This is a genomic window from Micromonospora sp. NBC_00898, from assembly GCF_045207895.1.
Taxonomy (GTDB): domain Bacteria; phylum Actinomycetota; class Actinomycetes; order Mycobacteriales; family Micromonosporaceae; genus Micromonospora.
The window spans coordinates 2,316,577-2,342,662 of sequence record NZ_CP108775.1 but is presented as its reverse complement, the minus strand read 5'-3'; the positions used below and the strand labels follow the sequence as shown (position 1 = coordinate 2,342,662).

The 26,086-nt window shown below is 69.7% G+C and carries 23 protein-coding genes and 1 pseudogene; 16 read left to right on the top strand and 8 right to left on the bottom strand.

Features of this window, described 5'->3' with window-relative positions; all coding sequences use genetic code 11:
• Positions 1-16 precede the first annotated feature (16 nt).
• On the bottom strand, positions 17-1,162 hold the full coding sequence (locus OG799_RS11500) for a hypothetical protein (protein WP_406045020.1): 1,146 nt from the start codon (positions 1,160-1,162) through the stop codon (positions 17-19).
• Positions 1,163-1,622: 460 nt separating this feature from the next.
• On the opposite strand from OG799_RS11500, the gene OG799_RS11495 reads away from it, so the two are divergent.
• From OG799_RS11495 to OG799_RS11465, 7 genes are all read left to right on the top strand, one after another.
• Complete coding sequence (locus OG799_RS11495) at positions 1,623-2,738, top strand: WD40/YVTN/BNR-like repeat-containing protein (protein ID WP_406045019.1); 1,116 nt, start codon at positions 1,623-1,625, stop codon at positions 2,736-2,738.
• Positions 2,735-3,040, top strand: coding sequence for a MoaD/ThiS family protein (locus tag OG799_RS11490; protein WP_406045018.1), 306 nt, complete (start codon positions 2,735-2,737; stop codon positions 3,038-3,040). The genes OG799_RS11495 and OG799_RS11490 overlap by 4 nt, the downstream gene beginning before the upstream one ends.
• 291 nt (positions 3,041-3,331) lie before the next feature.
• Entirely contained in the window at positions 3,332-4,156 is an 825-nt protein-coding gene (locus OG799_RS11485; RefSeq protein ID WP_406045017.1) for a hypothetical protein, read from the top strand.
• 28 nt (positions 4,157-4,184) lie between these two features.
• Entirely contained in the window at positions 4,185-4,511 is a 327-nt protein-coding gene (locus OG799_RS11480; RefSeq protein ID WP_406045016.1) for a WXG100 family type VII secretion target, read from the top strand.
• Positions 4,512-4,523: 12 nt separating this feature from the next.
• Entirely contained in the window at positions 4,524-5,009 is a 486-nt protein-coding gene (locus OG799_RS11475; RefSeq protein WP_406045015.1) for a hypothetical protein, read from the top strand.
• On the top strand, positions 5,002-5,490 hold the full coding sequence (locus OG799_RS11470) for an EndoU domain-containing protein (protein ID WP_406045014.1): 489 nt from the start codon (positions 5,002-5,004) through the stop codon (positions 5,488-5,490). The genes OG799_RS11475 and OG799_RS11470 overlap by 8 nt, the downstream gene beginning before the upstream one ends.
• A 49-nt stretch (positions 5,491-5,539) precedes the next feature.
• A complete protein-coding gene (locus OG799_RS11465; RefSeq protein WP_406045013.1) occupies positions 5,540-5,908 on the top strand; it encodes a hypothetical protein in 369 nt (122 codons plus the stop codon).
• A gap of 231 nt (positions 5,909-6,139) precedes the next feature.
• On the opposite strand, the gene OG799_RS11460 is transcribed toward OG799_RS11465, so the two are convergent.
• Positions 6,140-6,694: a winged helix-turn-helix domain-containing protein gene (locus OG799_RS11460; protein WP_406045012.1), complete on the bottom strand. Its 555-nt coding sequence runs from the start codon at positions 6,692-6,694 to the stop codon at positions 6,140-6,142.
• 407 nt (positions 6,695-7,101) lie between these two features.
• Between OG799_RS11460 and OG799_RS11455 the strand changes: the two genes are divergently transcribed.
• Complete coding sequence (locus OG799_RS11455) at positions 7,102-11,400, top strand: S8 family serine peptidase (RefSeq protein WP_406045011.1); 4,299 nt, start codon at positions 7,102-7,104, stop codon at positions 11,398-11,400.
• A gap of 101 nt (positions 11,401-11,501) precedes the next feature.
• Here the strand turns inward: OG799_RS11455 and OG799_RS11450 are convergent, their stop codons facing one another.
• From OG799_RS11450 to OG799_RS11435, 4 genes are all read right to left on the bottom strand, one after another.
• Positions 11,502-12,059, bottom strand: coding sequence for a winged helix-turn-helix domain-containing protein (locus OG799_RS11450; RefSeq protein ID WP_406045010.1), 558 nt, complete (start codon positions 12,057-12,059; stop codon positions 11,502-11,504).
• A 415-nt stretch (positions 12,060-12,474) separates the two neighbouring features.
• Entirely contained in the window at positions 12,475-13,005 is a 531-nt protein-coding gene (locus tag OG799_RS11445; protein WP_406045009.1) for a L,D-transpeptidase family protein, read from the bottom strand.
• A gap of 295 nt (positions 13,006-13,300) precedes the next feature.
• Positions 13,301-14,674: an IS607 family element RNA-guided endonuclease TnpB gene (gene tnpB / locus OG799_RS11440; protein WP_406046265.1), complete on the bottom strand. Its 1,374-nt coding sequence runs from the start codon at positions 14,672-14,674 to the stop codon at positions 13,301-13,303.
• 4 nt (positions 14,675-14,678) lie between these two features.
• Positions 14,679-15,257: an IS607 family transposase gene (locus tag OG799_RS11435; protein ID WP_406046264.1), complete on the bottom strand. Its 579-nt coding sequence runs from the start codon at positions 15,255-15,257 to the stop codon at positions 14,679-14,681.
• A 213-nt stretch (positions 15,258-15,470) separates the two neighbouring features.
• On the opposite strand from OG799_RS11435, the gene OG799_RS11430 reads away from it, so the two are divergent.
• The 6 genes and pseudogenes from OG799_RS11430 to OG799_RS11405 all read left to right on the top strand — a co-directional run bounded on the left by OG799_RS11430 (position 15,471) and on the right by OG799_RS11405 (position 20,498).
• Positions 15,471-16,358 (top strand): ABC transporter substrate-binding protein, encoded by an 888-nt coding sequence (locus tag OG799_RS11430; RefSeq protein WP_406045008.1) that lies wholly within the window; start codon positions 15,471-15,473, stop codon positions 16,356-16,358.
• A gap of 8 nt (positions 16,359-16,366) precedes the next feature.
• The gene (locus OG799_RS11425; protein WP_406045007.1) at positions 16,367-17,314 is read left to right on the top strand and encodes an amino acid ABC transporter permease; all 948 of its coding nucleotides are present in this window, start codon (positions 16,367-16,369) and stop codon (positions 17,312-17,314) included.
• Positions 17,311-18,075, top strand: a complete 765-nt coding sequence (locus OG799_RS11420) for an amino acid ABC transporter ATP-binding protein (RefSeq protein WP_406045006.1) — start codon at positions 17,311-17,313, stop codon at positions 18,073-18,075. The genes OG799_RS11425 and OG799_RS11420 overlap by 4 nt, the downstream gene beginning before the upstream one ends.
• Complete coding sequence (locus tag OG799_RS11415; protein ID WP_406045005.1) at positions 18,075-19,697, top strand: amidohydrolase family protein; 1,623 nt, start codon at positions 18,075-18,077, stop codon at positions 19,695-19,697. The genes OG799_RS11420 and OG799_RS11415 overlap by 1 nt, the downstream gene beginning before the upstream one ends.
• A pseudogene (locus OG799_RS11410) lies at positions 19,694-20,035 on the top strand (serine hydrolase); the annotation flags it as partial. The gene OG799_RS11415 and the pseudogene OG799_RS11410, both read left to right, overlap by 4 nt.
• A 49-nt stretch (positions 20,036-20,084) precedes the next feature.
• The gene (locus OG799_RS11405) at positions 20,085-20,498 is read left to right on the top strand and encodes a serine hydrolase (protein ID WP_406045004.1); all 414 of its coding nucleotides are present in this window, start codon (positions 20,085-20,087) and stop codon (positions 20,496-20,498) included.
• Here the strand turns inward: OG799_RS11405 and OG799_RS11400 are convergent.
• Positions 20,381-21,394 (bottom strand): LysR family transcriptional regulator, encoded by a 1,014-nt coding sequence (locus OG799_RS11400; RefSeq protein WP_406045003.1) that lies wholly within the window; start codon positions 21,392-21,394, stop codon positions 20,381-20,383. The two genes, OG799_RS11405 and OG799_RS11400, sit on opposite strands and share 118 nt — an antisense overlap.
• Before the next feature lie 215 nt (positions 21,395-21,609).
• Positions 21,610-22,512, bottom strand: a complete 903-nt coding sequence (locus OG799_RS11395; protein ID WP_406045002.1) for an ARPP-1 family domain-containing protein — start codon at positions 22,510-22,512, stop codon at positions 21,610-21,612.
• Positions 22,513-22,596: 84 nt separating this feature from the next.
• On the opposite strand from OG799_RS11395, the gene OG799_RS11390 reads away from it, so the two are divergent.
• Positions 22,597-23,559, top strand: coding sequence for an NrtR DNA-binding winged helix domain-containing protein (locus OG799_RS11390; protein ID WP_406045001.1), 963 nt, complete (start codon positions 22,597-22,599; stop codon positions 23,557-23,559).
• A 109-nt stretch (positions 23,560-23,668) separates the two neighbouring features.
• Positions 23,669-26,071, top strand: coding sequence for a hypothetical protein (locus OG799_RS11385; protein ID WP_406045000.1), 2,403 nt, complete (start codon positions 23,669-23,671; stop codon positions 26,069-26,071).
• Positions 26,072-26,086: the final 15 nt, after the last annotated feature.

Genomic DNA, 26,086 nt, shown 5'->3' with positions numbered 1-26,086 from the left:
CGATCTCCACGAGGGCCTACGGTGAGATTCGGACCTCCACCGAGCTGATGAACCACCGAAAGTCGGACGTGCTGTCAATGGACACGTCGTTTGTGCCACTCTTGTCGAACGAGCGAGTGCCGGCGCACACGACCACGGACTGACCAGCAGGCACCGGCCCCGCGCTGAACAACTGCGCGAAGTAGTGGGTACCGCGGGTCAACTTCTCCTGCAGGAAGCTCTCGTCGTCGTCGGTCTCCTCGTCGAGGTTCGACATCTCGGCATATGAGGGCTCGGACACGTTGGGATGCAGGACGTCGAGCATCAGGAAGTTTCGCTGCGCCGTGTGCGAGTTCGACCAACCCCATTCGTCCTCAGTGTCCAACCGGTGCGTTGCCTCGACGCACTGCGCGTCGATGAGAACCTCGACCAGACCTGTCGTCGGCGGCACGAAAGCGAATGCTATCGCGCTGAAGGCGTCGCCGGAGGCGTAGTCGAAGTCGCCGGCGTCGCTGTCCTCCATGCTGATGGAGATGCCGACGTCCCCGACCGACGGGTTCAGCGTGTGAATCCGGTCGACGACGAAGTTGTCATTGTGTACCGGAACGAAGCCGAAGTTGAACCCGAAGAACGGTGGCCGGAAGACCTCCCACCGGTGCGGGCCCTGGCTGTCGTCAGGTTCGAAGACTCCCCATGGCAGCGCGCGATCGTGGAACGGAGACAGGCTGAGCCACTTGTCGAGGTTGTTCGAGAGGTGGAACCCGGGGCTGATGTTCTCGTCGGCCGTGAACACGTCGGCAATCGCCTCATGGTAGTCCTTGGCTATGGCGAGGATCGCGTCACGCCGGACGCCTCGACTCCGCAGGAATGCGTCGACCTTCCGTTTCCTGGCTTTGTTCAGCTTGTCGTAGCTGGACTCCAACCCTGGGGGTGGCTGAAGCAGGTCACGAAGAGTCATCCGTTCCTGCTGCATCAGTTCCCTCAGGTCCGCCCAGTTGTCGTTCCCTAGTAGGCGCCGCAGCCGGTGGCTTGCCTCAGCCGACAGTTTCGCGGCCTTGCTGCTGCGCTTTCTGGTGATCGTCCGGAGGCGCTGCTCTCGCTCTTCGGCTGCCACGTCAGCCGATCGCTGGGCTTCCAGTGGGAACTGGCGAAAATTCCGGACTGCCTTGCAGGTGCTGACCACGGGAACCACCCCATTAGAGCCTTGCCTACATGCTGCTGCACATCTCTGCGGGTGGCCATACGGGTTGTGCCATGCTTGCAACGCCACATCTGCCGACAAAAGGTACTAACCGGCCTTCCTTGGTGAGCACGTGTGCGAACGCCGCTCGCGGATCCGCCAGCGCGTGACACCTGGGCAGGCTCCTCCTAGTTCGCCGGCAGCCCTGGACAGGCGGGCCGGAGCCGGTCGAGTATCTCGGGGTGGGCACCTACCGGGCCAGTCACGCACGCGGCGCTACCGGCCCCTCCGACATGCTTCGCCCGTCGTGCTGTTCGGCCCACCGCTACTTCCACAGTTTTGTCGACTTCGAAGGCGCCGATTCGTCGTACCCGGCGAGTACGACTGGCCGAGACCGACGAGTTTCGGCGAGGCGGACGGTCTCACCTCAATACATCGTCGAAGAGAGCGGAAGGATGAGGGTATGAGTGGCGTACGGGTGCTGGTAGGCACGCGCAAGGGCGCGTTCACGTTGACGTCGGACGGCAGGCGCGGCGACTGGACGGTCGAGGGACCTCACTTCGGCGGCTGGGAGATCTTCCACCTCACCGGGTCGCCGGCCGACCCGAACCGGCTCTACGCCTCGCAGTCCGGCGGCTGGTTCGGGCAGTTGATCCAGCGCTCGGACGACGGCGGCAGGACCTGGGCCACGGTCGGCAACGACTTCGCCTACTCCGGGGAGGTCGGTGAGCACCTCTGGTACGACGGGACCCCGCGCCCGTGGGAGTTCAAGCGCATCTGGCACCTCGAGCCGTCCCGCGACGACCCCGACACCGTGTACGCGGGTGCGGAGGACGCCGCCCTCTACGTCACCACCGACGGCGGGCAGAAGTGGACGGAGCTCACCGCCTTGCGGACGCATCCGACCGGGTCGGCGTGGCAGCCCGGCGCCGGCGGCATGTGCCTGCACACGATCATCCTGGACCCGGTGCACCAGGGCCGGATCTACGTCGCCATCTCGGCGGCGGGCGCGTTCCGCAGCGACGACGCCGGCGCGAGTTGGCTGCCGATCAACAAGGGCCTGCGCTCGGGAGAGATCCCCGACCAGGACTCCGAGGTCGGCCACTGCGTGCACCACATCACCCAGCACCCGTCCCGGCCGGACACCCTGTTCATGCAGAAGCACTGGGACGTGATGCGCAGTGACGACGCCGGTGCTAACTGGCGTGAGGTCAGCGGCAACCTGCCGTCGGACTTCGGGTTCCCGATCGCGGTGCACGCGCACGAGCCGGAGACCGTCTACGTCGTGCCGATCAAGAGCGACTCCGAGCACTTCCCGCCGGAGGGCAAGCTGCGCGTCTACCGCAGCCGCACCGGCGGCGACGACTGGGAGCCGTTGACAAAGGGCCTGCCCCAGTCCGACTGCTACGTCAACGTGTACCGCGACGCGATGGCGGTCGACACGCTCGACCCGTGCGGGATCTACTTCGGCACCACCGGTGGCCAGGTCTACCACTCGGCCGACGGAGGTGAAAGCTGGGCGCCGATCGTCCGGGACCTGCCGGCCGTGCTCTCCGTGGAAGCCCAGGTGCTGCCGTGATCCGGGTCGTTCTCCCGGCCCACCTGAAGAACCTGGCTCACGTCACCGGCGAGGTACGTCTCGAGGTGGCCGGTCCGGCTGGGCCGGCCACCCAGCGCCTGGTGCTGGACAAGCTCGAGGCGCAGTACCCGATGCTGCTCGGCACGATCCGCGACCGCCACAGCGGCAAGCGGCGCGCCTTCATCCGCTTCTACGCCTGCGAGGAGGACCTGTCCAACGAGTTGCCCGACGCACCCCTGCCCGATCGGGTCGTCGCCGGCGAGGAACCGTTCATCATCCTCGGAGCGATGGCCGGGGGATAGCTGACCGCGGTCCAGCCCATTCGGCCACGAGCGCGGCCGACGGCGCCTGCCGACCCACGGCCCGGCGCTAAACCGCCGTCCACGTCGACGGGCGTCCCGACCTGCGGCTGGTGGCGCCTGGCCGCCGCTGCCTGCTCCGCGCCGACCACGACGGAGAGTGCTCCCGCCGGCTGCGCCGCTGACTCCGCTCCCGGCCGACAGCGTGGCCTCCGGCGCAGTCCACAGAGGACGCTGTGACGGTTGCTTTCCGTTGCTAGGGTTTCCGTTGGCCGGGGACGGGGAGGCTACGGGATGCCAGACGACGCCGACGACTTCGGGGCGCGAGTCAGCGCCTACCGCCGGGAACTCGCCGAGCTGCGGGTAGACCGGTCCAGGCCCGAGAGGGCTGCGGAGAGCCGCGGCGAGGCCGCGGACGGACAGGTCAGCGTCGTGGCGGCGGCGGGTCGCCTACGCTCGGTCGAGCTGGCTGCCCAGCTGATGCGGTTGTCCGGTGAGGATCTCGCCCCCCTGATCGTGGCGGCGACGAACAGCGCACTCGCCGATGCCCGCCCCGACCTGGTGAGCGCCGACCCCGCCCCGGATCTGTCCGGCCTGACCGGCAGCCTGGCGACGGCCCTCGCCGAGAGCGAGCTGGCGCTGCACCGGGTCCAGGGGGCGCTGAACGAGGCGATCGCCAAGGTGGGCCCCCGCACCGGGCTCGGTGGTGACCTTCCGGCTCACGAGGCGTCAGACCTGCTGTACGGAGTCATGGACGCGCTGCGGTCGGCGCACGGGGTCCCACCCGACCCGGATCAGCCCGACGAGCCCGAGCGGCGGGGGATCGGCTCCGACGACGCGGGACACGTCTCGGCGGAGGTCGACGGTACCGGGCGCCTCGTACGCCTGGTGCTGGAGCCGCGCGCCGGCCGGCTCACCTCGGTGGAGCTCGGCGAGCTGATCGTCGCGTCGGTGAACCGGGCGCTGGACGAGATGGAGCCGGCACCGCCGGCGGACGGGGCACCGGTCGCGGGAGAGCTCGGCCGCCGGGTGGCCGAACTGCAGGACGCCAGCGTCCGGCAGATGTCCGCGCTGACCGGGGCGCTGACCGGCATCATGGCCCGCATACGGGAGCCGTGACGATGATCGACGGTAGGGGTGAGGCGTAGTGGCCGGCGATATCGAGATCAACCCGGAAACGATCATCGACGCGGGGGACAACATCCTCGCCTCGGCTCAACGCATCCGCTCCGCGGTGTCCGCCTTCAACGCCGAGCTTGCCGCTTTCGGCGCGCCGTGGGGCGGCGACGACCTCGGCTCACTCATCGGAATGGTGTACGAGATGATCCGGGACCTGGCGCTGGAGAGCTACGACGGCAACCTGGTCGAGATCGAGGACATCGGCAAGCTGAGCCGGGTGATGGGCATGAACTATCAGGAGACCGAGCGGGCCATCGTAGAGCAGCTCGGCCGCTTCCGGGAGATGTTGGGCTGACACATGGGACTGATGCTGCCCGCCGAGTTGGTGTCCCTGCTGGGCGTCCTCGGCTACACCTGGCCTGAGGCCGACGAGACGAAGCTGCTCGAGATGGGCCAGGCGTGGTTGGCCTTCCCGGACCGCCTGGCCGCTCCCATCGCCGAGGCCGATGGGTGGGCGCGACACGTGTGGACCGAGAATCGCGACTCCGCCATCGAGCGCTTCCAAGCGACCTGGCAGGCCGGCGACTCGGCGAAGACGAACCTCGACGACGGGGCCACCGCAGCCGGGCTGATCGGCGCCGGGCTGATGGTGTGCGCCGGCATCGTGCTCGCCCTGAAGATCAACGTGATCGTGCAACTGACGCTGCTGGCCATCCAGATCGCGCAGGCCATCGCGACGGCAGTGGCCACCTTCGGGGCGTCGTTGCTGGAGATCCCGATCTTCAAGCTCATCACCGGCGTCATCATCGACCAGTTGCTGAACCTGGCGACCGAAGCGGTGCTCGGTGGGTAGCCGCGGCAAGGCTGGCCTGTTCCGGCCGGTCGAGAAGTGGCTCAGGGCGCGGATGCGCCACCGCCGCTACGAACACATCTTCCGCGGCCACGTCAACGCCAACGCCAACCCGCCGCGCGGCACCGGCTTCCACCACCGCTTCATGGGGGAGAACCCGCCGGGATCCAGGGTCCGCGTCGATGCCAACGGACGGGAGATGATCCTCGAACGGTACGTCGACGGCACGTACCGGGCCCGGGTCGACGTGCTGGACGCGAACGGCGTGTGGCGCCAGAAGCGGGGCGCCAGCACGTTCTTCCCCGACAACTGGACCCCGCAACGCGTCGACGAGACGATTGAGGGCGCGTTCCGGACGGGGGGTCCGCACCCGGCGGATCCGAACAAGTGGCAGGGTAGGGCCAACGGGCTGCTGGTGGAGGGCTTCTACAATCCCGGCGGTACAACGTGGTATTCGGCCTGGCCGGTGGCGGGGGGCAACTAGTATGCAGGACAGCATCGAGTTCCAGCGGAACCAGTACGGTGCGCCGTCCGTGAAGACCCGGAACGGGCACTTCCGGGACCTGGGTTCCCAGTTGGTCAGCGACATCCAGACGTACGCCCCGGACTGCCTGGAACTGCTGCAGTGCATCGACGACGTGGTGTCCGGGCGCTCCGAGTACGAGGAGTTCGAGGGCAACTCCGCCGTGGTGCGCTGCACCCCGGACGGCGTCACCGTGGAGAGCCTCGGGCCGGTGCCGTCGGGGACGACGTACACGGTCGACGAGGCCCGCGACGTGATCGTCCGGTACTTCGACTTCCTGGCGCCGTCCGCCGACGACAAGAAACGGCATCTCGCCACCTGGGAGCGCGAGAATGGCCGGCCGTTCCCCGGCCGGGCACTGCTGCGCCTCGCCGATTGAGTTTCAGGGCCCCTGGTCGGCGAAACGCCGCGCCGATGGCCCGGATGTCACTCGGCGCTGCCTGCTCCGCGCCGACCACGACGGCCCCTGCGCCCGCCGCCTGCGCCGCTGACCCGGAGCCCTGGCCGCCAGTCCAGCGGCGCCCTGGCCGAGCGGGGTGACGCTGCGGCTGGTCCGGACCGGACCTGACACGGCACGCCTCGGGCGCGGGTTGCCCGAGTCAGGCAGGCGTCAGGCGCCGCTGACCTTTGGTCGCTGGTGGTCGGTCAGCCGGAACCCGACACCGCGCACCGCATCGATGGTGACGCCCGTGCCGAGCTCGTTGAGCTTGCGTCGCAGCCGCTTCACCAGGGACTGCACGTCCGCCCTGCGCTGCAGTTCCTCGTCACGCCAGACCGTCCGGTGCAGCTCGGCGTAGCTCCAGACCCGGACCGGTTCGGTGGTCAGGCAGGTCAGCAGGTCGTGCTCAAGTCGGGTCAGGTCGATCTCGCGGTCCCCACAGCGGGCGGTGGACCGGGCCGAGTCGATCAGCAGTGTGTTGTCGGGTTTCGGGGGCATGGTGGTGGGCGCCTGCGCGGACGACGCCCCGGGAAGCTGCTGCGGGACCGCGATCAGCTTGCGCAGCTCGCCGAGGTCGGCGACCAGCAGCAGTGGCGCGACGCCGTCAAGCCGCTCCGCGAGCCGGATCCGCTCGGCCGGCGACGGGGTCACCGCGATCAACAGCGGGAACAGTTCCTCGGCCGGATCGGAGGCGCCCGGCACAGTGCTTTCGTCGTCCTCGGCCACAGCACCCCACCCGGAACGATGGGCAATTTCTGCCCAGCTTCGTCATGACCGTGACAATAATTGTCAAGCTTGCCGTCAGCCAGCCAACCGTTAGTGACAAGTTGCTCACGTCATGTGCTTGATCGTTCTTTCGCCTAGATCATAGTGTCCACACAGGCAGCCGGCGTGACCCGCGGCGCCTGGGGGGCATGGGGGGTTCGTCAGTTCCGGTTTCATCCAAACGGGTGATGAGTCTCCTGCACCCTCCACCAGGGCTCGATCAACTCTGGGTCGTTCTGGAGGAGGCAGCACCGATGCTGAGACGTCCACACAGGAGGCGGACAGCCAGATCTCTGGTGAGCGCCGCCGCGGCGATGGTTCTCGCCGCGACAAGTTTGGCCACAACCGGTACAGGCGCACAGGCCGCCTTGGCCGGGACAGGACAAGGTGCAGCTACCGCAGGGGACAAGATTCGCCCCGAACTCGAGAAGCAACTCCAAGCCAAGAGCGAGGGCGACTTCTGGATCCGCTTCACCGACAGGGCGGACCTGAGCCAGGCCGGTGCGATCAAGGACTGGACCAAGCGTGGCACCGCGGTCGCGGACGCGTTGAAGAAGACCGCCGCCGACAGTCAGGCCAAGATCCGGGCCGAACTCGACGGTGCCGGAGCGAAGTACCAGACCTTCTGGGCGGCCAACGCCATCAAGGTCAGCAGCGGCTCCCTGGCGATGGCGCAGAACTTCGCCGCTCACGCCGAGGTCGAGGGCCTGTACGCGCCGGTCGAGTACAAGGTGCCCGAGGTCACCAAGGGCACCGACGAGAAGACCGTGAACGCCCTCGAATGGGGCATCGCGAACATCAACGCCGACGACGTCTGGTCCCAGTACGGCGTCAAGGGTGCGGGCATCACGGTGGCGAACATCGACACCGGGGTCCAGTTCGACCACCCGGCGCTGGTGAACTCCTACCGCGGCAACAACGGCGACGGCACGTTCGACCACAACTACAACTGGTTCAACGCCGCCGGGACCTGCGCCGCCGCGCCCTGTGACAACAACGGCCACGGCACGCACACCATGGGCACGATGGCCGGTTCCGACGGTGCGAACCAGATCGGCGTCGCGCCCGACGTCAAGTGGATCGCGGCGAACGGCTGCTGCCCCAGCGACGCCGCGCTCATCTCCTCCGGCCAGTGGATGCTCGAGCCCACCGATCTCAACGGTCAGAACCCGGACGCGAGCAAGCGGCCCAACATCATCAACAACTCGTGGGGAACCACGTTGCCCTCCAACGATCCGTTCATGGAGGACGTGACCCTGGCCTGGGCCGCCTCGGGCATCTTCGGAGTCTGGTCCAACGGCAACAACGGTCCCGGGTGCCAGACCAGCGGCTCTCCGGGCAGCCGGACCAGCAACTACTCGGCCGGCGCCTACGACATCAACAACAACATCGCCAGCTTCTCCTCCCGTGGCGCGGGGCAGGACGGCGAGATCAAGCCCAACATCTCGGCCCCCGGCGTGAACGTCCGGTCGAGCGTTCCAGGCAGTGCCTACGCCAGCTTCAACGGCACCTCGATGGCCGCCCCGCACCTCGCGGGCGCGGTCGCGTTGCTGTGGTCGGCGGCACCAGCGCTGGTCGGTGACGTCAACGCGACCCGTGCGCTGCTGGACAACTCGGCGGTCGACAAGGCCGACACCCAGTGCGGTGGCACCACGGACGACAACAACGTTTACGGCGAGGGCCGGCTGGACGCCCTCGCGCTGCTCAACTCCGCCCCGATCGGCGACACCGGCACCCTGGCCGGCACGATCACGGACGCGGCCACCAATGCGCCGATCGCGGGCGCCACGGTGACCCTGACGGGCGCGGCGAGCCGCCAACTGACCACCGGGGCCGACGGGAAGTACTCGTCGCTGCTCCCGGTCGGCGATTACCAGGTCGCCGTGTCGGCGTTCGGCTACCAGAGCAGGACGGTGTCGGCGACGGTCACCAAGGATGCGACCACGACGACCAACGTCGCGCTGACGGCGGTGCCGAGCGTCACCGTCAGCGGAACCGTCACTGACGGCTCTGGCCACGGCTGGCCGCTCTACGCGAAGGTGACCGTCGAGGGTCCGTCCGGCGTGTCCGACTACACCACGCCCGCCAACGGTCGCTACAGCTTCAAGCTCCCGACCGGGGCGACGTACAGCGTGAAGGTCGAGCCGCAGTACCCGGGCTATCAGACCGTGACCAAGGAGGTCGTGGTCGGGTCGAGCGACGTCACGAACGACGTCGCCGTGCCGGTCGACACCAATGCCTGTACGACGGCGCCCGGATACCGGTACGGCTCCGACGGTGTGTACCAGACCTTCGACGGCACCACCGTGCCGACCGGCTGGTCCGTGGTGGACCACCTCGGCACCGGCCAGGTATGGAAGTTCACCGACGACGGCAACCGCGGCAACCTGACCGGCGGCACCGGCAACTTCGCGGTCATCGACAGCGATAACTACGGCTCCAGCGGGCGACAGGACACCTCGCTCGTCAGCCCGGTCGTCGACCTGACCAACGTCACGGCACCGGTGGTCCGGTTCAACCAGGACTACAACTGGCTGGGCTCCGACCGCGCGGATGTCGACCTCAGCCTCGACGGCGGCACCACCTGGGCCAACGTGCTCCGGCAGGCGGCCGACTTCCGCGGACCACGGGTGACCGAGGTCCCGATCCCGCAGGCCGCGGGTCAGGCACAGGTCCGGGTCCGGTTCCACTACTACGACGCCCAGTGGGAATGGTGGTGGGAGGTCGACAACGTGCTGATCGGCAGCCAGGTCAGCTGCCAGCCGACCAACGGTGGCCTGGTCCTCGGTCACGTCCGTGACAAGAACGACGACGGCTACATCAACGGCGCCACCGTCACCAGCGACGACCGGCCCGCTGAGACGGCCACCACCGCGGCGACGCCGGACGACACCGAACTGGCGGACGGCTTCTACGGGATGTTCTCGTCGCTGACCGACCAGCACAAGTTCACCGCGAAGGCCGGCAACTACGTCAGCCAGACCAAGCAGGTCGACGTCCGGGCCGACGGGGCGACCGCCGCGGACTTCCAGCTCGCGGCCGGCCGGCTGTCGGTGCAGCCTCCCGAGGTGAGTGGGACGGTCCAGATGCCCACCGGCAAGGTCAACAAGACGTTCACGGTGACGAACACCGGCGGGGCGCCGGTTGACGTCGAGTTCGGTGAACGGGACGGCGGGTTCGTACTCCTGCGGGCCGACGGGTCCCGGATGAACAACCAGGAGGTCCTCGCGTCCGCCGGCGCACCGGAGCAGCGGCTCAACGTCCCGACGTCGTTCGCCGCGACGGCGTCCGGCAAGGCGGCCACGGCAACCTCCACCGCGGTCGGCCCGCAGGCCGAGCCCTGGACGGACATCGCCGACTACCCGGCGAACGTGATGGACAACCGGGTGGTGAACCTGGACGGCAAGGTGTACTCGATCGCCGGCGGCAACGGATCGGCGTCCTCGGCGAAGAACTACGTCTACGACCCGATCGCACAGAGCTGGACGTCGATCGCCGATCTTCCCGGTGCGCGTAACGCCATGACCGTGGGCGTCGTGGACGGGAAGATCCTCGCGACCGGCGGCTGGGGGGCGTCCGGCCCCGACGGCACCACCTGGTCGTACGACCCGGCGGCCAACACCTGGACGAAGAAGGCCGACAACCCCGCGCCGCGGTCCGCTGCCGGGCAGGCGGTCGTCGACGGCAAGCTGTACGCCATCGGCGGTTGCACGACGGCGAGCTGTCTGCCGATGTCCAACGCTGTCGTCCGGTACGACCCGGGCGCCGACACGTGGGAGACGTTGCCCGCCTACCCGAAGTCGGTGGCGTTCCTGTCCTGCGGCGGGATCGACGGCGTCGTCTACTGCACGGGCGGTAACGACGGGTCTGCGGTACTGAAGGCAAGCTATGCCTTCGATCCGGGCGCCAACGCCTGGACCGCCATCGCCGACGCGCCGGTCGACAGCTGGGCCAGCTCGTTCGCCGTCGCGAACGGCAAACTCCTCGTTGTCGGCGGCGTGCAGACCGGAGCCATCACCAACGCCGGCTTCGCCTACGACCCGGCCACCAACGCGTGGTCCAACCTGCCGAACGCCAACACCCCGCGGTACCGCGGTGGCGCCGCGTGTGGCTTCTACAAGGTCGGCGGCTCGTCCGGCAGCTTCAACGCCATGCCGGACAGCGAGGCGCTGCCCGGGCTCGAGGAGTGTGCCGAGGGCCCCGCGGACGTCAGCTGGATGACAATCGACAAGACGGCAGCCACGCTGGCACCGGGTGAGAAGGTCACGGTCACCGTCGGGATGACGGCGAACGTCGACCAGCCGGGCACCTACTCCGGGTCGGTTTCGATCAAGGAGAACACGCCGTACACGGTGCAGCCGGTGGCGGTGACGATGAACGTGCAGCCTCCGAAGTCGTGGGGCAAGCTGATGGGCACGGTCACCGGGACGAGCTGCCAGGGCGCCAGCTCACCGCTCCCTGGTGCGGTCGTCCAGGTCAACTCGTCGGCGATGTCGTGGACATTCGCCACCGACGCGGCGGGTAAGTACGCCTACTGGATTGACCGCAAGCACAACCCGCTGACGATCATCGTCGCCAAGGACGGCTGGCAGCCCCAGACCCGTCAGACGACGATCGCCAACGCCCCGCGGGTGGAGAACTTCGCACTGTCCCCTACCCGCTGCTGACAGCTGACGCCAGCTGACAGATCCGGCCCGTCTGGTTTCCGACCAGGCGGGCCGGACCGGTTCCGAAGGTTGCGAGCCGCGGCCTCAGACGCGACTGGCGGTCAGGCCGAAGCGAGGCGGAAGCCGACCCCACGGACCGCGTCGATCGTCGCCGACGCGTCCAGCCGGGCGAGCTTGCGCCGTACCCTCCGCACCACCGAGTGCAGATCGGAGCCGCGGCCGAGGTGCTCGTTACCCCAGACCTCGAGGTGCAGCCGCTGGTAGGTCCAGACCTGTCCGGGCGCGCCGACCAGGCACACCAGGAAGTCGTGCTCCAGCGGGGTCAGTTCGATCTCGCGGTCCAGCCAGCGCAGCACCCGCCGGTCGGAATCGACGCTCAGGTCGGGTGGTGGTGGCGTTCCGGTGTTTCCCACCGCCTCGGCCGTCACGGTCTGGACGGGCTGAGCCATCGCCGCGGCGTCGGGCGTCCCGGCCACGTCGAGGAACTCCCGCGCCTGATCGACGCTTGAGACGATCAGGAACGCCGCTGTCCCGCCGAGCAGTTGCGCGAGCTGTCTGCGTTCGGCCGGCGAGGAGGCAATGCCGATGACCAGGGAAGCGGCCGGGATCCCCCTCATCCCCCACCCCTTCCGGGATATTTCCTGCATGACGCCGATCAATCTGCGTCCGGACCCTGGCAGTGGCGGTTCGGCAAAAACAGCTGCGGGTGAGTGCCAGCGAATTGATAGTCCAGGACGGACGGTGTGGGAAGCGTGATCTTCAACCTCTGAGGCGGGAAGCGGCTTGCCGGACGTGTACGGTCTCGTCTTCGCGGTGCCTCGCCGGGCAGTTGACTTGGGCCGCCCCGCGTCTTCCGAACAGTCGCTACGCCTTATCCCTGTGCTGCGAGCTGTCGGTTCAAGTACTCGTGATGGATGTCGTCCGGCGTCTTATAGCCGCGCCCCGAGTGAGACGGTTGATATAGTAGTGCACTTCGATGTAACGGGCAACGTCTCGATTTGACTATCGCATTGTCGTAGCAGATCCCAGACAGAGGCTCCCGGGATGGACCGGGAGCCTCTGTCTGGGCGGGATTCAGCGGTAGATGTGCACCGGTGTGCCGACGCCGATGATTGACCACAACCGGTTCATGGCCGGTACGGTGACCCGCACACAGCCGTGACTGGCCGGGTAGGTCGGGACGGAGTTGGCGCCGTGCACCGCGTAGCCGTAGTAGAAGTAGTTCGGCCGCCACAGCAGGCCGAGCGAGCTCTCCCGCCAGCCGTCGATCCGGCGCTGGACCTTGTAGTTGCCGGTCGGCGTCGGGGTGCTGGCCTTGCCGCTGGAGGCATCCAGGATGCGCACCACGGACCCCTGACGCGCCAGGTACACCACCTGCTTGGTCAGGTTCGCCTCGACGGAGTAGCCCGAGTGCGTGTACTTCGGCTTCGGGATCAGCGGTCGCGCGAGGGCTCCCCAGGTCTGCGGCCCCACGATCCCGTCCCGGGTCAGGTTGTTCACCTTCTGGAAGGCGACGACCCCATGGTGCGTCGAGGGTCCGAAGATCCCGTCGATGGGGCCCACGTCGTAGTGCAGCGCGGCGAGCCTGCGCTGAAGGTTGGTCACGGCCGTGCCGCGCGAACCCTGCCGCAGAACAGGTTGAGCCGTTGTCGTGGCGAAAGCCTGGGCGGCGGCAGGAGCCGTCCTGACTTCTGTGCTGGTGCGGACGCCAGCGGACGCTGAACTGGCGGGGATGACCAGGCTGGCGGTGGCCACGAGGGTTGCCACCCCGAGAGCGGTGCGTGAACGACGGTGGCGGTGGTGAGTGGTGCGTCCTGAGAAGGAAATCATCGTCCCTCCTTTCCGAACTGCCGGGATTTGACGGTAGCCCGTGGAGGCAAGGGACGGCTGCCGTTACCTTTCAGTGTGCTCTGGTGAGCATGTGATTGGCAGTCCCGTCTTGCGGGACGGTCCCGGCCTTACCCACCTGGGTGGTGCCGGGTTGACGTTTCACGGCCACCGGCCCGCCGGGGCGGGTCTTACGGTCGGCTCCACGTCCTGCCACCGGGCCACTCCCGGCGGTTGTCGCCTGGCGCGCGAGCGCGGCGAGGTTGCGTGCGGCGTTGACGTCCCGGTCGAGGACCAGGCCGCAGGTGGTGCAGGTGTAGGTGCGCGCGGACAGGGCAAGCTTGGCTTTCACCGTGCCACAGGCCGAGCAGGTCTTGCTGGAGGGATACCAGCGGTCAGCCACCACGAGGTGGCCGCCGTTCCATGTGGTCTTGTACGCCAACTGGCGGCGTAGTTCGCCGAAGCCGGCGTCGGCGATGCGGCGAGCGAGGCGCCGGTTGCGGAGCATGCCGGCCACGTTGAGGTCTTCGACCACGATGGTGCCGTACTCGCGGGCCAGCCGGGTGGTGAGCTTGTGCAGGCCGTCGCGGCGCAGGTTCGCCACCCGCGCGTGCGCCCGGGCCACCTGCCTGCGCGCGCGTTCCCACCGCCTCGAGGGCTGCTGGCGGCTACGCCGATCCGGGCCGACACGCCGTGACAGGCGCCGGGCGAGACGCCGCATTCGACGGGCCGCGTCCTCAAGGTGGCGGGGGTTGGGCTCCATCGTGCCGGTGGACAGCACCGCCAGGTGCTTCACCCCGACGTCCACGCCGACCACCGCCTGCGGGCGCGCCGGTGTGCGCTCGACCCGGTCGACCTCAACGGTGAACGCGACATGCCACCGCCCGGCGTCACGGCGCACGGTAGCCGACATGATCCGGGCGGTGCCCGCTTCCAGGCGGCGGGCGAGCTTGCGGGCGGACTCGTGCAGCTTGAGCCGGCCCAGCCGGGGCAGCACGACGTGCTTGCGGTCCGGCTCCACCCGGATCGCGCCCGTGGTGAACCGCACGGACGGCGTGCTGCGGCGACGGGACTTGAACCGGGGAAACCCCACCCGCCGCCCCGCCCGCTTACCCGTGCGCGAATCGGACCAGCTGTTCACACCGCGGACCAGGGCGTCGAGGCCGGTGTTGAATGCCTCCTTGGAGCACTCGGCCCACCACGGCGCCACGTCCGGCTTGGCTGCGTTCCACGCCTTGCGCAGCGCCGGCAACGACCACTCGATCGTCGGCGTCAAGCCCGACTCCGCGATGCCGTAGGAGCGTTCGGCGCCACGCTGCTCCATGACCGCCTTCACCCGGGCCAGGGCCCAGTTGTACGCCACCCGACCCGCGCCCGCGTGCGCCAGCACCGCTCGTTCCTGACGCCGCGTCAGGTCCAGGGCGAACCGGTACGCCCGCACGACCATCACATCAACCACCATCGTCCGTCGCCGCCGCGACGGCCCGCCGAGCCCGGTCGGCGGCGGCCCGACGCCCGTACAGACGGGCGCACAGGCTGGTCAGGATCTCCGTGACATCCTCCACCAGGTCGTCGTCCACCTCCGCCGGGTCCACCACGAGCAGCCGACGACCCGCAGCGGCCAGGGCCGCCTCGACATACTCGGCGCCGAAGCGGGCGAACCTGTCCCGGTGCTCTACCACAATGGTCGTCACCGTCGGGTCGCGCAGCAGGGCGAGGAACTCCTTGCGATGCCCGTTCAGCGCGGACCCGACCTCGGTCACCACCCGGGACACGACCAACTGCCGTCCGGTCGCCCACATAGTCACCCGCGCCACCTGCCGATCCAGGTCAAACCGCTGGTCAGCCGACGAGACCCGGGCGAACACCACCGTCTGCCCGCCACCGGGCGCCGCCGCGGCGAGAGGTTCGCCCACCATGATGAGCCGACCCAGCCGGTACGTGGGAACAGGCAGCGTCCCAGCCGCGTACTGCCGCCGCGCGGTCACGTACGCGACACCCTGGGACGCCGCCCACTCCTTCAAATTCACGTTGCTCACTATAGCAGGCTTAAGAACGCTAAAGGCGATCACAGCGCCATCTGTTGTCTGCCCCGTCGCGTTGATCATCCCCAGCCCGGGGACTCCCCGGTCGCCCGCCGAGCATCTGTTCAGCTGATGCTCACCGTGTAAAGCCTGCAGGCTGTTCACGCTGGTGGGTCGCGCGATAGGGTCCCCGCCAGTCGTCCAGCCAGGAGGTTCCCGGTGCTCAGGAAGCATGTGCTTCGCGTCGTCGTCGGTGTTGCCACTCTCTCGCTTGCCCTCACCGGCTGCGGGCGCTCGACGAGCGGTCAGACGCCGCAGGCCGGTGGCTCCGCCTCGGTCGCCGCCGACGCCAAGGCCACCGACCTCGTGCCGGCCGCGCTCAAGGAAAAGGGTGTGCTCCGGGTCGCCACCGCCGAGGGCTACCCCCCGATGGAGATGTACAAGGAGGGCACCCAGGACCTGATCGGCGTCGACCCGGAACTGGCCGCGGCGATCGCCGGGCGGCTCGGCCTGAAGCTGGAGATGACCAATGCGAGCTTTCCTGGCCTGATCCCGGGCCTGCAGGCCGACCGCTGGGACCTGGCGATGTCCTCGATGAGCGACACCGAGGAGCGGCGCAAGGCGGTCGACTTCGTCGACTACTTCCAGGCCGGCGGCGCGATCATGGTGGCCAAGGGCAACCCGGCCAGCGTGAAGGACCTGGCGGACCTGTGCGGTCGGGCGGTTGTGCTCGCGAAGGGCAGCTCCAACCTCGCCATCGGCGAGGGGCAGAACGCCAAGTGCGCGAAGAAGATGACGATCTCGCAGAGCGAGGACGCCCCCACCGGCCTGCTGCAGATCGACGCCGGACGGGCCGTGGCCACCATCGTCGACTACCCGGTGGCCAAGATGCTGGCCCAGGAGAGCGGTAAGTACGAGGTGCTGGAGGCCCAGTACGAGGCCGGCCCGTGGGGCATCGCGCTCGACAAGAAGGACAGCCAGCTCCGCGACGCCGTGCGGAAGGCGCTCCAGGAGCTGATCGACAGCGGGGAGTACGCCAAGATCATGGAGAAGTGGGGCGTGCAGGGCAGCGCGGTCAAGGCCGCCACCGTCAACGACCAGAACTGAGCACACCGGTGGATGCGACCGTCGTGGGCCCGGCTCCGGCCGAGCCCACCGGGCCGGAAGCGCCGGAAGCGAACCGGATCAGCCATCCCCTCCGGCCCGGACGCTGGCTGGCCGCCGGGGTGACGGCACTGGTGCTGGTCTGGCTGGGGTGGACCATCGCCATCAACCCCAACCTGCACTGGGACATCGTCGTCAAGTACCAGTTCGACCGGGTCATCCTGGAAGGCCTCTGGGTCACCGTCCAGCTCACCGTCGCCTCGATGGTCATCGGTGTGGTGCTCGGCGTGGTGGTCGCCCTGATGCAGGTCTCCGACAGCCGCATCCTGCGCACCGGCGCGATGGCGTACGTCTGGTTCTTCCGCGGCACGCCGCTGCTGGTGCAGCTGATCTTCTGGTTCAACATCGCGCTGATCTTCCCCGAGATCGGTCTGGGCGTGCCGTTCGGCGGCCCGAAGCTGCTCACCTGGGAGACGAACACACTCGTCACCGGTTTCGTCGCGGCGCTGCTCGGGCTCGGTATCAACGAGGGCGCGTACATGAGCGAGATCGTGCGGGCCGGTCTGCGGGCCGTCGATCCCGGTCAGCAGGAGGCCGCGGCGGCGCTGGGTATGTCCCGGATGAAAATCATGAAGCGGGTGGTGCTGCCCCAGGCGATGCGGATCATCGTCCCGCCGACCGGCAACCAGTTCATCTCCATGCTGAAGACGACCTCGCTCGTCTCGGTGATCGCCGGCGCCGACCTGCTCACCGTCGCCCAGCGGCTCTACCTGACGAACTTCGAGGTGATCGCCCTGCTCATCGTCGCGTCCATCTGGTACCTGGTCCTCACCACGGTCGCCAGCGCCGGCCAGTACCACCTGGAACGCCGGTTCAGCCGCGGCTTCGGCACGACAGTGCCCGGCACGCTGGGCGGGCGGATCGCCCGAAACCTGCGGTTCCCGAGGAGCGCGCGATGACCGCGCCAATGGTGCAGTGCCGGGCCCTGCGCAAGAGTTTCGGCCGCCTCGAGGTGCTGCGCGGCATCGACCTGACCATCGAGCGCGGCCAGGTGGTCTGCGTGGTCGGCCCCTCCGGCTCCGGCAAGTCAACCCTGCTGCGCTGCCTCAACCACCTCGAGGAGCCGCAGGCCGGCCGGGTGTACGTCGACGGCGAGTTGATCGGCTACGAGGAGCGCGACGGGCGGCTGAGGCCGCTGCCGGACGCCCGGCTGCGCCGGCAGCGCGAGTCGATCGGCATGGTGTTCCAGCGGTTCCACCTGTTCCCGCACCGTACCGCCCTGGAAAACGTGATGGAGGGCCTGGTCGCCGTGAAGGGCGTCGGGGCGGCCGACGCCCGCAGGCGCGCCGGTGACCTGCTCGACCGGGTCGGGCTGGCCGACCGCGCCCACCACTACCCGGCGCAGCTCTCCGGGGGGCAGCAGCAGCGGGTGGCCATCGCGCGCTCCCTGGCGATGTCACCGAAGCTGATGCTCTTCGACGAGCCGACCTCCGCGCTCGATCCCGAACTCGTCGGGGAGGTGCTCGAGGTGATGAAGGACCTCGCGGCCAGCGGGATGACGATGATCGTGGTGACCCACGAGATGGGCTTCGCCCGTGAGGTCGGCGACCACCTGGTCTTCATGGACGAGGGCCTGATCATCGAGCAGGGGACACCCCGCGACGTGCTGGCCGCGCCACGGCACGACCGTACCCGCGCGTTCCTCTCCAAGGTGCTGTGATGCCGCGGCTCGACCTGCTGGTCACGGGCGGGGACGTGATCGACGGCACCGGCTCGCCGGCCCGCCCGGCCGACGTCGGCGTTCGGGAGGGACGGCTGGTGCTGTTGCCACCGTCCAGCAACACTCCCGCCGCCGAGGTCGTCGACGCCGCCGATCTGGTCGTCACACCGGGCTTCATCGACGTGCACACCCACTCCGACCTGCTGGCCGGCGACGACGAGCAGCGGGAGGTGCTGCGCCGGGCGCCGCTGCTCCAGGGTGTGACCACCGAAATCTGCGGCAACTGCGGGATCAGCCCCTTCCCGGTCCCGCCCGAGCGCGGCGGGCCGGTACAGGAGTTGATCGCCGCGACCTTCGGCCCGCCCGCGTCGGCGTACGCGTCGTTCGCGGAGTTCGCCGAGGCGCAGGGAGCGGCCCGGCGCAATCACCTCGCCGCCCTCGTGGGACACGGGACGCTGCGCGCCGCGGTGGTCGGCTTCGCCCAACGGCGGGCCACGCCGGAGGAGACCCGGCGGATGTGCCGGCTGCTCGACGAGGCGCTCGCCGCGGGCGCGGCCGGCCTGTCGACCGGCCTGATCTACTCGCCCGGAGTCAACGCCGGCACCGACGAGGTCATCGCCCTGGCCCGGGTCGCGGCGGCGCACGGCAAGCCGTACGTGACGCACCTGCGCGACGAGATGTCCCAGGTCGAGTCGGCCCTCGAAGAGGCGATCGAGATCGCCGCCGCCGCCGGGTCGGCGCTGCAGGTCTCCCACCACAAGACGGGCGGCCGGCGGGCCTGGGGCGCCACCGTCCGCACCCTGGCCCGGCTCGACCGGGCGCGGGCCGACGGGCTGGACGTGACCTGCGACGTCTACCCGTACACCGCCGGCAGCACCGCCCTGCTCGCAATGCTGCCCCCGTGGGTGATCGCCGACGGGGTGTCGGCGATGCTCGCCGCCGTCGCGGACCCTGCGGTCCGCGACCGGATCCGCGCCGACCTGGTCGCCGGAGTGCCGGGCTGGGAGAACACCGTCGGCAACGGCGGCTGGGACCTGATCCGCGTCGCGTCCGCCCCGAACAACCCGGACGCCCAGGGGCACACCATCGCCGACCTGGCCGCCGCCAGCGGTGCCGACCCGGTCGACTACGCCTGCGACCTGCTCGCCGCCGAAGGCGGTGACGTCACCATCCTCAGCCACTCCATGCACGAGGACGACGTCCGCCGCGTGCTGGCCAGCCCGCTCACCATGCTCTGCTCCGACGGCGTACCGAAGGGGGGTCGCCCGCATCCGCGCTGGGCGGGCAGCTTCACCCGGGTGCTCGGGCACTACGTACGCGACGTGGGTCTGCTGCCGCTGGCGGACGCGGTACACAAGATGACCGCGATGCCCGCCCGCCGCTTCGGCCTGCGTGACCGAGGTCTGCTCGCCGACGGGTACGCCGCCGACCTGGTGGTCTTCGACCCGCAGCGGGTCGCCGACGGCGCCACGTACGACGATCCGCTGGCACCGCCGCGCGGCGTCCGCTGCGTGGTGGTCGGCGGCCGGGTCGTCGTGGACGGCGACGAGGTCACCGACGCCCGGGCGGGCCGGGTGCTGGCCGTGACCGGTCGGGAGCCGGCCGTGCCGGGGCGGCGATGAGCGCGGCCGGTGGCGGCCCGACCGCCGGCGTGCGGATCGGGGCGATGGTGCGGCGGCTGGACGACGAGCGCAGCATCTCGATCGACCCGGACCTGGTCCTCCGGCTGGCCAGCGTCGGCAAGGTGCTGCTGCTCGGCGAGGTTGCCCGACGGCTCGCCGACGGCACGCTCGCCGCCGACCAACCGGTCGAGCTGCTCGACCCGGACCGGGAGGTCGGCGGCACCGGCCTGCTCGGCCAGCTGTCGCCCCGCTGGTGGACGGTCGCCGACCTGGCCACGGCGGTGGCCGCGGTCAGCGACAACGCCGCCACCAACGCGCTGCTCCGCCTGGTCACGCTCGACGCCGTCCAAGGACCTGGCCCGCCACACCGGCCTGCGGGACACGACCGTGCACGATCGCATCCGGGCCGAGCGCGGCCCCGGCGTACCGAAGACCTTCGCGACCGGCACCGCCCGCGAGCTCTGCGCGTTCCTCGCGGACGCGGCGGCCGGAACCTGGCAGAGCCCGCGGGCGTGCGCGCTGCTACGGGACTGGCTCGCCGGAAACACCGACCGCACCCTGGTCGCCGACTCCATCGGCCACGACCCCTGGTCGAGCGACGACGTCCGGGTGCTGAACAAGACCGGCACCGACACCGGCGTACGGGCCGACACCGGGATCGTGTCCGGCCGGCACACCGTCGTCTACGCCGTGATCGCGGCGTTCGAGCCCGGAGCCGAGCGGGCCGCCGTGGCGGAGCTGCGGCGCTGGGGCACGGCGGTCGACCGGCTCGCCGGCGCCCATCGCTCGGACAGCTCCTGACTGAGCTTCGCGGCGGCGTCGGCCAGCCGCTCGACGAAGCTGCCCACCACCGGATTCGGATTGCCGGGACGCAGCGCCACGCCGATCTCCCGGTGCAGCCTGCCGTGCGTGAGCTGCCGGACCGCCACCTCGCCGGGGTTGCGCAGGCCGAGCGACGGCACCAGCGCGACGCCGACGCCGGCCCGGACCAGGCCGAGCACGACCTCGTAGTGGTCGCTGCGGCACCGGATCCGCGGCTGGAAACCCTCGGCCCGCGCCGCCAGCTCCAGCACCGACACCTCGCCCTGCACGCCGAGGGTGGTGATCCACGGCTCGGCGGCGAGGTCCGCGAGCCGCAGCCGCCGCCGGCCGGACAGCGGGTGGTCGGCGGGAAGCACCACCAGCTGTGGGTCCACCATCAGCGGCTCGACCTTCGCGTACGGCGAATCCTGGGCGGGACTCAACGGATGGTCGAACACCACCACGAGATCCAGTTCGCCCTGGTTGAGCCGGGGCAGCAGCTCGTGCGGCTGCCCCAGGATCAGCGCCAGCTCGACCTGCGGATGGTCCCGGGTGAAGCTCGACAGCGCGCGCGGCAGCAGCTCCGCGCCGGCGGTCGCGAAGAACCCGATGCGCAGCAGGCCCCGCCGGCCCTCGCCGTGGGCGGACAGCTCGTCGCGGGCGGCCGACATCAGGTCGGCGATCTGCTGCGCGTAGTCCGCGAGGCGCTGGCCGGCGACGGTTAGCCGCAGGCTGCGCGGTCCCCGGTCCACCAGCGCCACCCCCGCCTCCTGCTCCAGCGTGGCGAGCTGGTGGGAGACCGCCGACGGGCTCAGCCGGAGCTGCTCCGCGGCGGCGACGATCGTGCCGTGCCGGGCGATCTCCAGCACGACCTGCAGGTGTGCGGTGTTGAACATCGGCGGACCGCCTTCCCTGCTCAGGGGCGTTGCGGGCGGCCGTCGACACCCGCCCGCCCGGCCCACACTCTCGCATGCCGGCGATGCCTGCTCCGCGCCGACCACGACGCCCCCGCGCCCGGCGCCTCCGCCGTTGACCGACGTCCGGAGAAATGACCTTCAAGATCAAGGGTCGCCGCGCGTCTCGGGACCGGGCGTGCGGCGACCCCGCGGCGTCATGCGGCCAGCACGAACTGGTGCTTCGCGTTCAGGGCTGCGAGGTGCAGCAGTCGGTAGCCGAGGGCGATGCCCCGAGCCGAGAGCAGCTTGTCCTCGTCGGCGTCGACCGCGACGGCTCTGCCGCCCATGCTGGTCGACCGGAGCGGCGCCGCAGCGAGCCGCTGGATGAACGCACGCGCTCGACGCCCGGGAGTGGGCTGCGGCGGGGCGAGACGCGCGTCCAGGGCCACCGCCGACAGCAGGGCTTCCCACTGCTCGGCCAGGGTCTGCGGGTCGTCGTAGACCTCCAGCAGCACCGGGTGACCGGCCGCCCCGATGAGCACGCCGCGCTGCCCGTACAGCGGTCGGGTCGTGCTGAGGACGGTCTTCAACTCCGCCGCCTGGCGGTTCTGCAGGTCGACAAGGGACGCGGTAGGGGAGTTGCCGAGATCGCGCTCGTAGCGACCCACCCTCCGCCACACGTCGCCCTGGTCGACGTTGGTCCCACGGACGCCGGGGCTCTCCGCGCGCAGGCCGCGCAGCGCACCGCGTACGGCCAGCGGCGCGCGGTGTCGCGCCAGGCGCTGGACCTTGCCGCCCGCCCAGCGGTTCTGCTCGACGCAGGCGACCTGCACGTCCTGCCGGCCCTGGGCGTCGACCAGCACGCTGCGGGTCACCACCCGGTGTTGCCATCCGCCGTCGAGCAGCGCGCCTTCCAGCAACAGCAGGGGAGTGCCGCCCGGGTTGGTGACCCGCAGCTTCCCCACCACCGGAGTGGGCAGCTCGTCGATCCGGGCGTCGGCGGGCAGGGAGGTGCGACAGGCGGCCGGAGCGATCGGGGCGTCCGTCCACACCGGAAAGACGGTGAGGGGTCCGGCCTGGGTCGGGGCGCCCAGGTGCAGGGCGGGCAGAGCGTTCACGGAAACCTCCGGGATGGTACTTATCTCGCTGGGCGCGCTAAAGCTAACAGGAGTTTTCGCGGTAAGCAAGATAAGGTTGGTGGCGTGAAAGCCGATGCTCACCCCGCATGGCGCGACAGCCACGGCCGGCGCCTCGTCGACTACCCTCGTCCGTCGCTCGCCGTGGACGTCGCACTGATGACGGTGACACCGCACACCGGCCAACTAGCGGTCCTGCTGGTACGTCGTGACGAGCCCCTGGACGGCCGGCGTTGGGCGCTGCCCGGCACCTTCGTTCACGAACGGGAGCGGCTGGCCGAAGCCGTGCTACGGCTGCTGCGCGACAAGTGCGACATCTCCGGGCTCGCCCCGCGTCAGCTGCACGTCTTCGACGACCCCGACCGGGACCCCCGGGGATGGGTCATCTCGGTCGCGCACGCCGACACCGTTCCGTACGACCGGATCAGCCGGCAGGTCGACGAGCGGCCGGATCTCCACCTCGCGCCCGTGGCCCCACCGGGCGGATCCCGCCCGGCGCTGCCCGACCGGCAGGCCACACTGCCCGCGGACCACGAGGAGATCCTCGCCCGCGCCGTCCGCGACCTGCGAACCCGCTACCGCAACGCGGCCGATCCGGACCGGCTGCTGAACGACCACTTCACCATCCGCCAACTGCAGCAGATCCACGATGCCGTCGACGGCCGGGTCAGTCACAAGGACGCCTTCCGCCGATTCGCCGACGACAAGATCGAGGGCACCGAACACGTCGACCGGAGCGGGCCGGGACGACCGGCACAGCTCTACCGCCGCAGAGACACAACTGCCGCTTCCCTGGCCCCGGCCCCGGCCGGGGAGGCAGCTTACTCGGCTGACGACCTGCTGGCCGCCATCGCCGAGTACGCCAAAAGCGTCGACCGGGTCACCATCCAGGGCTACGCCTCGTGGGCGCGCTCCACCGGTCGTCCCAGCGAGGCGCTGATCCGCCGACGACTCTCCGTCGAGCTGGGGGGCTGGTCCGGCATCGTCCGGGCCGCGACCGGCGCCGCTGGCTCTCGTCCGCATCGGTGAAACGGTCCGCTGAACACTCGGACACGATTAGTGTCCGCTGGGTGACTGTGGGCCTGGAGGGTTCGCGGTAGAGAGGCACTGAGAGTTGCGGTAGCGCCGGAGGTGGAACATGGGCGGCTACGTGAACCAGGACGGCGGGGGCTGGACCGAGCTGCGGGTTCACGGCGTGTCCGGAACTCCGCCCGAGCGCATGCTGGCGCATCCGCACGTGGCGCTGGTGGCGGGGGATGCCGAGGCGGGCTTCTACCGCCGAGAGTGGGAAGCGAAGCAGACCTCCGCCGATACGGCGGATGAGCGGTTTGAGGCGTACTCATGGGGCGGGTTGACGGCGGGCAGCGGGCAGCGGGCCCTGTGGCTGCTGCTGACGCCGTTCCTGTTGGTCAATGTCGCCTTCTTTGCTCTGCCGTACGCCGGCGTCGATGACGAGCGCAAGGCTTCCCGGCGTACGGCGGAAGTGGTGCAGCGCTTGTTCGCGCTGTCGATAACGCTCACGTTCGTCCTGGCCGTCGTTCTGGTCTCCATGGACTTCTTCGGCTGGCAGTGTGTGCGGCAGTCGCGCAACTGCACGGACCGGGTGTCATGGCTGGGCTTCCTGTCCTGGTCGTGGCTTGACCTCCCTGGACGACGCATCGCCGTGACCGCCGCGCTGCCACTGGCCGTGGTGGGCTTGTTGTGGTGGTTGGCGAACGAGACATGGCGGGAGCTGGAGGCAGCGGACGTGCCGCCCGCTCCGCGGGAGGAGCAGCAGCAGACCCCGCTGGAGAACCGCCGGATGTGGAATGGCGAGAGCCAGGTGCGTCGGCTGCGGGCCGCCCACGTCGCGGCGGGCTTCGCGCTGGTCGGCGTCTTCCTGCTAGCGCCTTTTGCCGGTCACGGTCAGGGCCTTCGCGCTGTGAAGTCGGGGGCGGCCGTGGATTCGGCCTGGGCTGGAGCGGGGACTTTCCTGTTCGGGCTGGCGTTGGGCCTGCTCGGACTGACCGTCGTGCTGGTCTGCCTACCTAATGAGCGCAAGCAACCGGACGGGGACGGTCAGCATCGCGACCGGCGCGACCTCTACACGCTGTTGCCGTGGCTGGCCCTGGTCGTGAGTGTCCTCGGAGCGGTGGTGGTCTGGCAGCCCGGCGTCAACGCAGCGGTGCCCGTGCCCGGCGATGCACGTTCGCAGCTGCCGTGGCTCGCCGGGACGGTCCAGGTGCTGGCGGCGGTTCAGGTTGTCCTGCTGCTGGGCATGCTGGTCCTCCTGCTGACGCGAGCGCGATCAGAGGCCGGACAATCACCGGCGTGGTGCGGCCTCGCGGCGCCTGCATTGATGATGGCGGCTGTGGTACTCGCCGGCGTCTTCGCCGCCGGCCTGGCCCTGGCGGTGGCACATGTTCTGGGCAAGCCGGCGCCGACCGACCTTGGGCCCGACGCGTTCGTCGTCCCGCTGGTGTACTTCTGGGGAGCTGCGCTTGCAGTTCCGGTGGCCGCGATGGCCCTGCTGCTGGTGGGTGTCGGGCTGTGGCTGGTGCGCCGCAACACCGACACGATGCTGCGTGACCACGTCATCCCGGCCTTTCCCACGGCCAAGATCGCCGAGGCCCTCGACGCGCCTGATCTCCCCGAGCATGCACAGACGCTGCGACGGGCGCGCCACATCGCTGCCGCTTGGTCCCGCGCAGCTGTCAGCGATGTGGGTGGACGGGTCTCCGGCGCGTTCGCTGTCCTGCTCGCTGTTCTGACCGCAGCCGGCGTGGTGGGTTACCTGGTCGACCGGAGCTGGGTCTACACACAAGCCCGCTGGGCGGTCAACATCGGCGACCTGCTCGTCGGTGGCTTCGTGGCCGGCCTCCTCTACGTCGGGCGCCAGGCATACCGCAACCCCCGGTTCCGCCGGACCGTCGGCGTTCTGTGGGACGTCGGCACCTTCTGGCCGCGCGCCACGCATCCACTCGCGCCGCCCTGCTACGCCGAGCGGGCCGTCCCGGACCTGATCAAGCGCATCAACTACCTCGGCTGCACCTGCGGCGGTCATGTCCTGCTGTCGTGTCACTCCCAGGGGACGGTCATCGGCGCGGCTGTGGTCATGCAACTGACCTACCAGGAAAGCGCCCGAGTTGCCCTGCTCACCTACGGCAGCCCGCTGCGTCGGCTCTACGCACGCTTCTTCCCCGCCTATTTCGGACCTGTCGCGTTGCGCCGTACCGGCGCCTTCCTGCTAGGCAAGGACAAGCCGCTGGACACCAGTGACGGCGCTCGGCCGCGCTGGCCGTGGCGCAACCTCTACCGGCCCAGCGACCCGATCGGCGGGTGGATTCTGCGCGACTTCGAGGCGGTCGAGATCAGCGCCGGCGAGTGGGCCGCCGATGGCCGCGTTGGCGACAACCAGGACATTGACCGGCGAATGATCGACCCGATGTTCGCCAGGACGGCAGGGGACAGCTCGTATCCGGCCATGCACGGACACTCCGGCTACGCCGACGACCCTGCTTACCGAGCGTCGGTCGAGATCCTCCGCGAGCTACGCATGTGATCGGCAGGCCGCGCA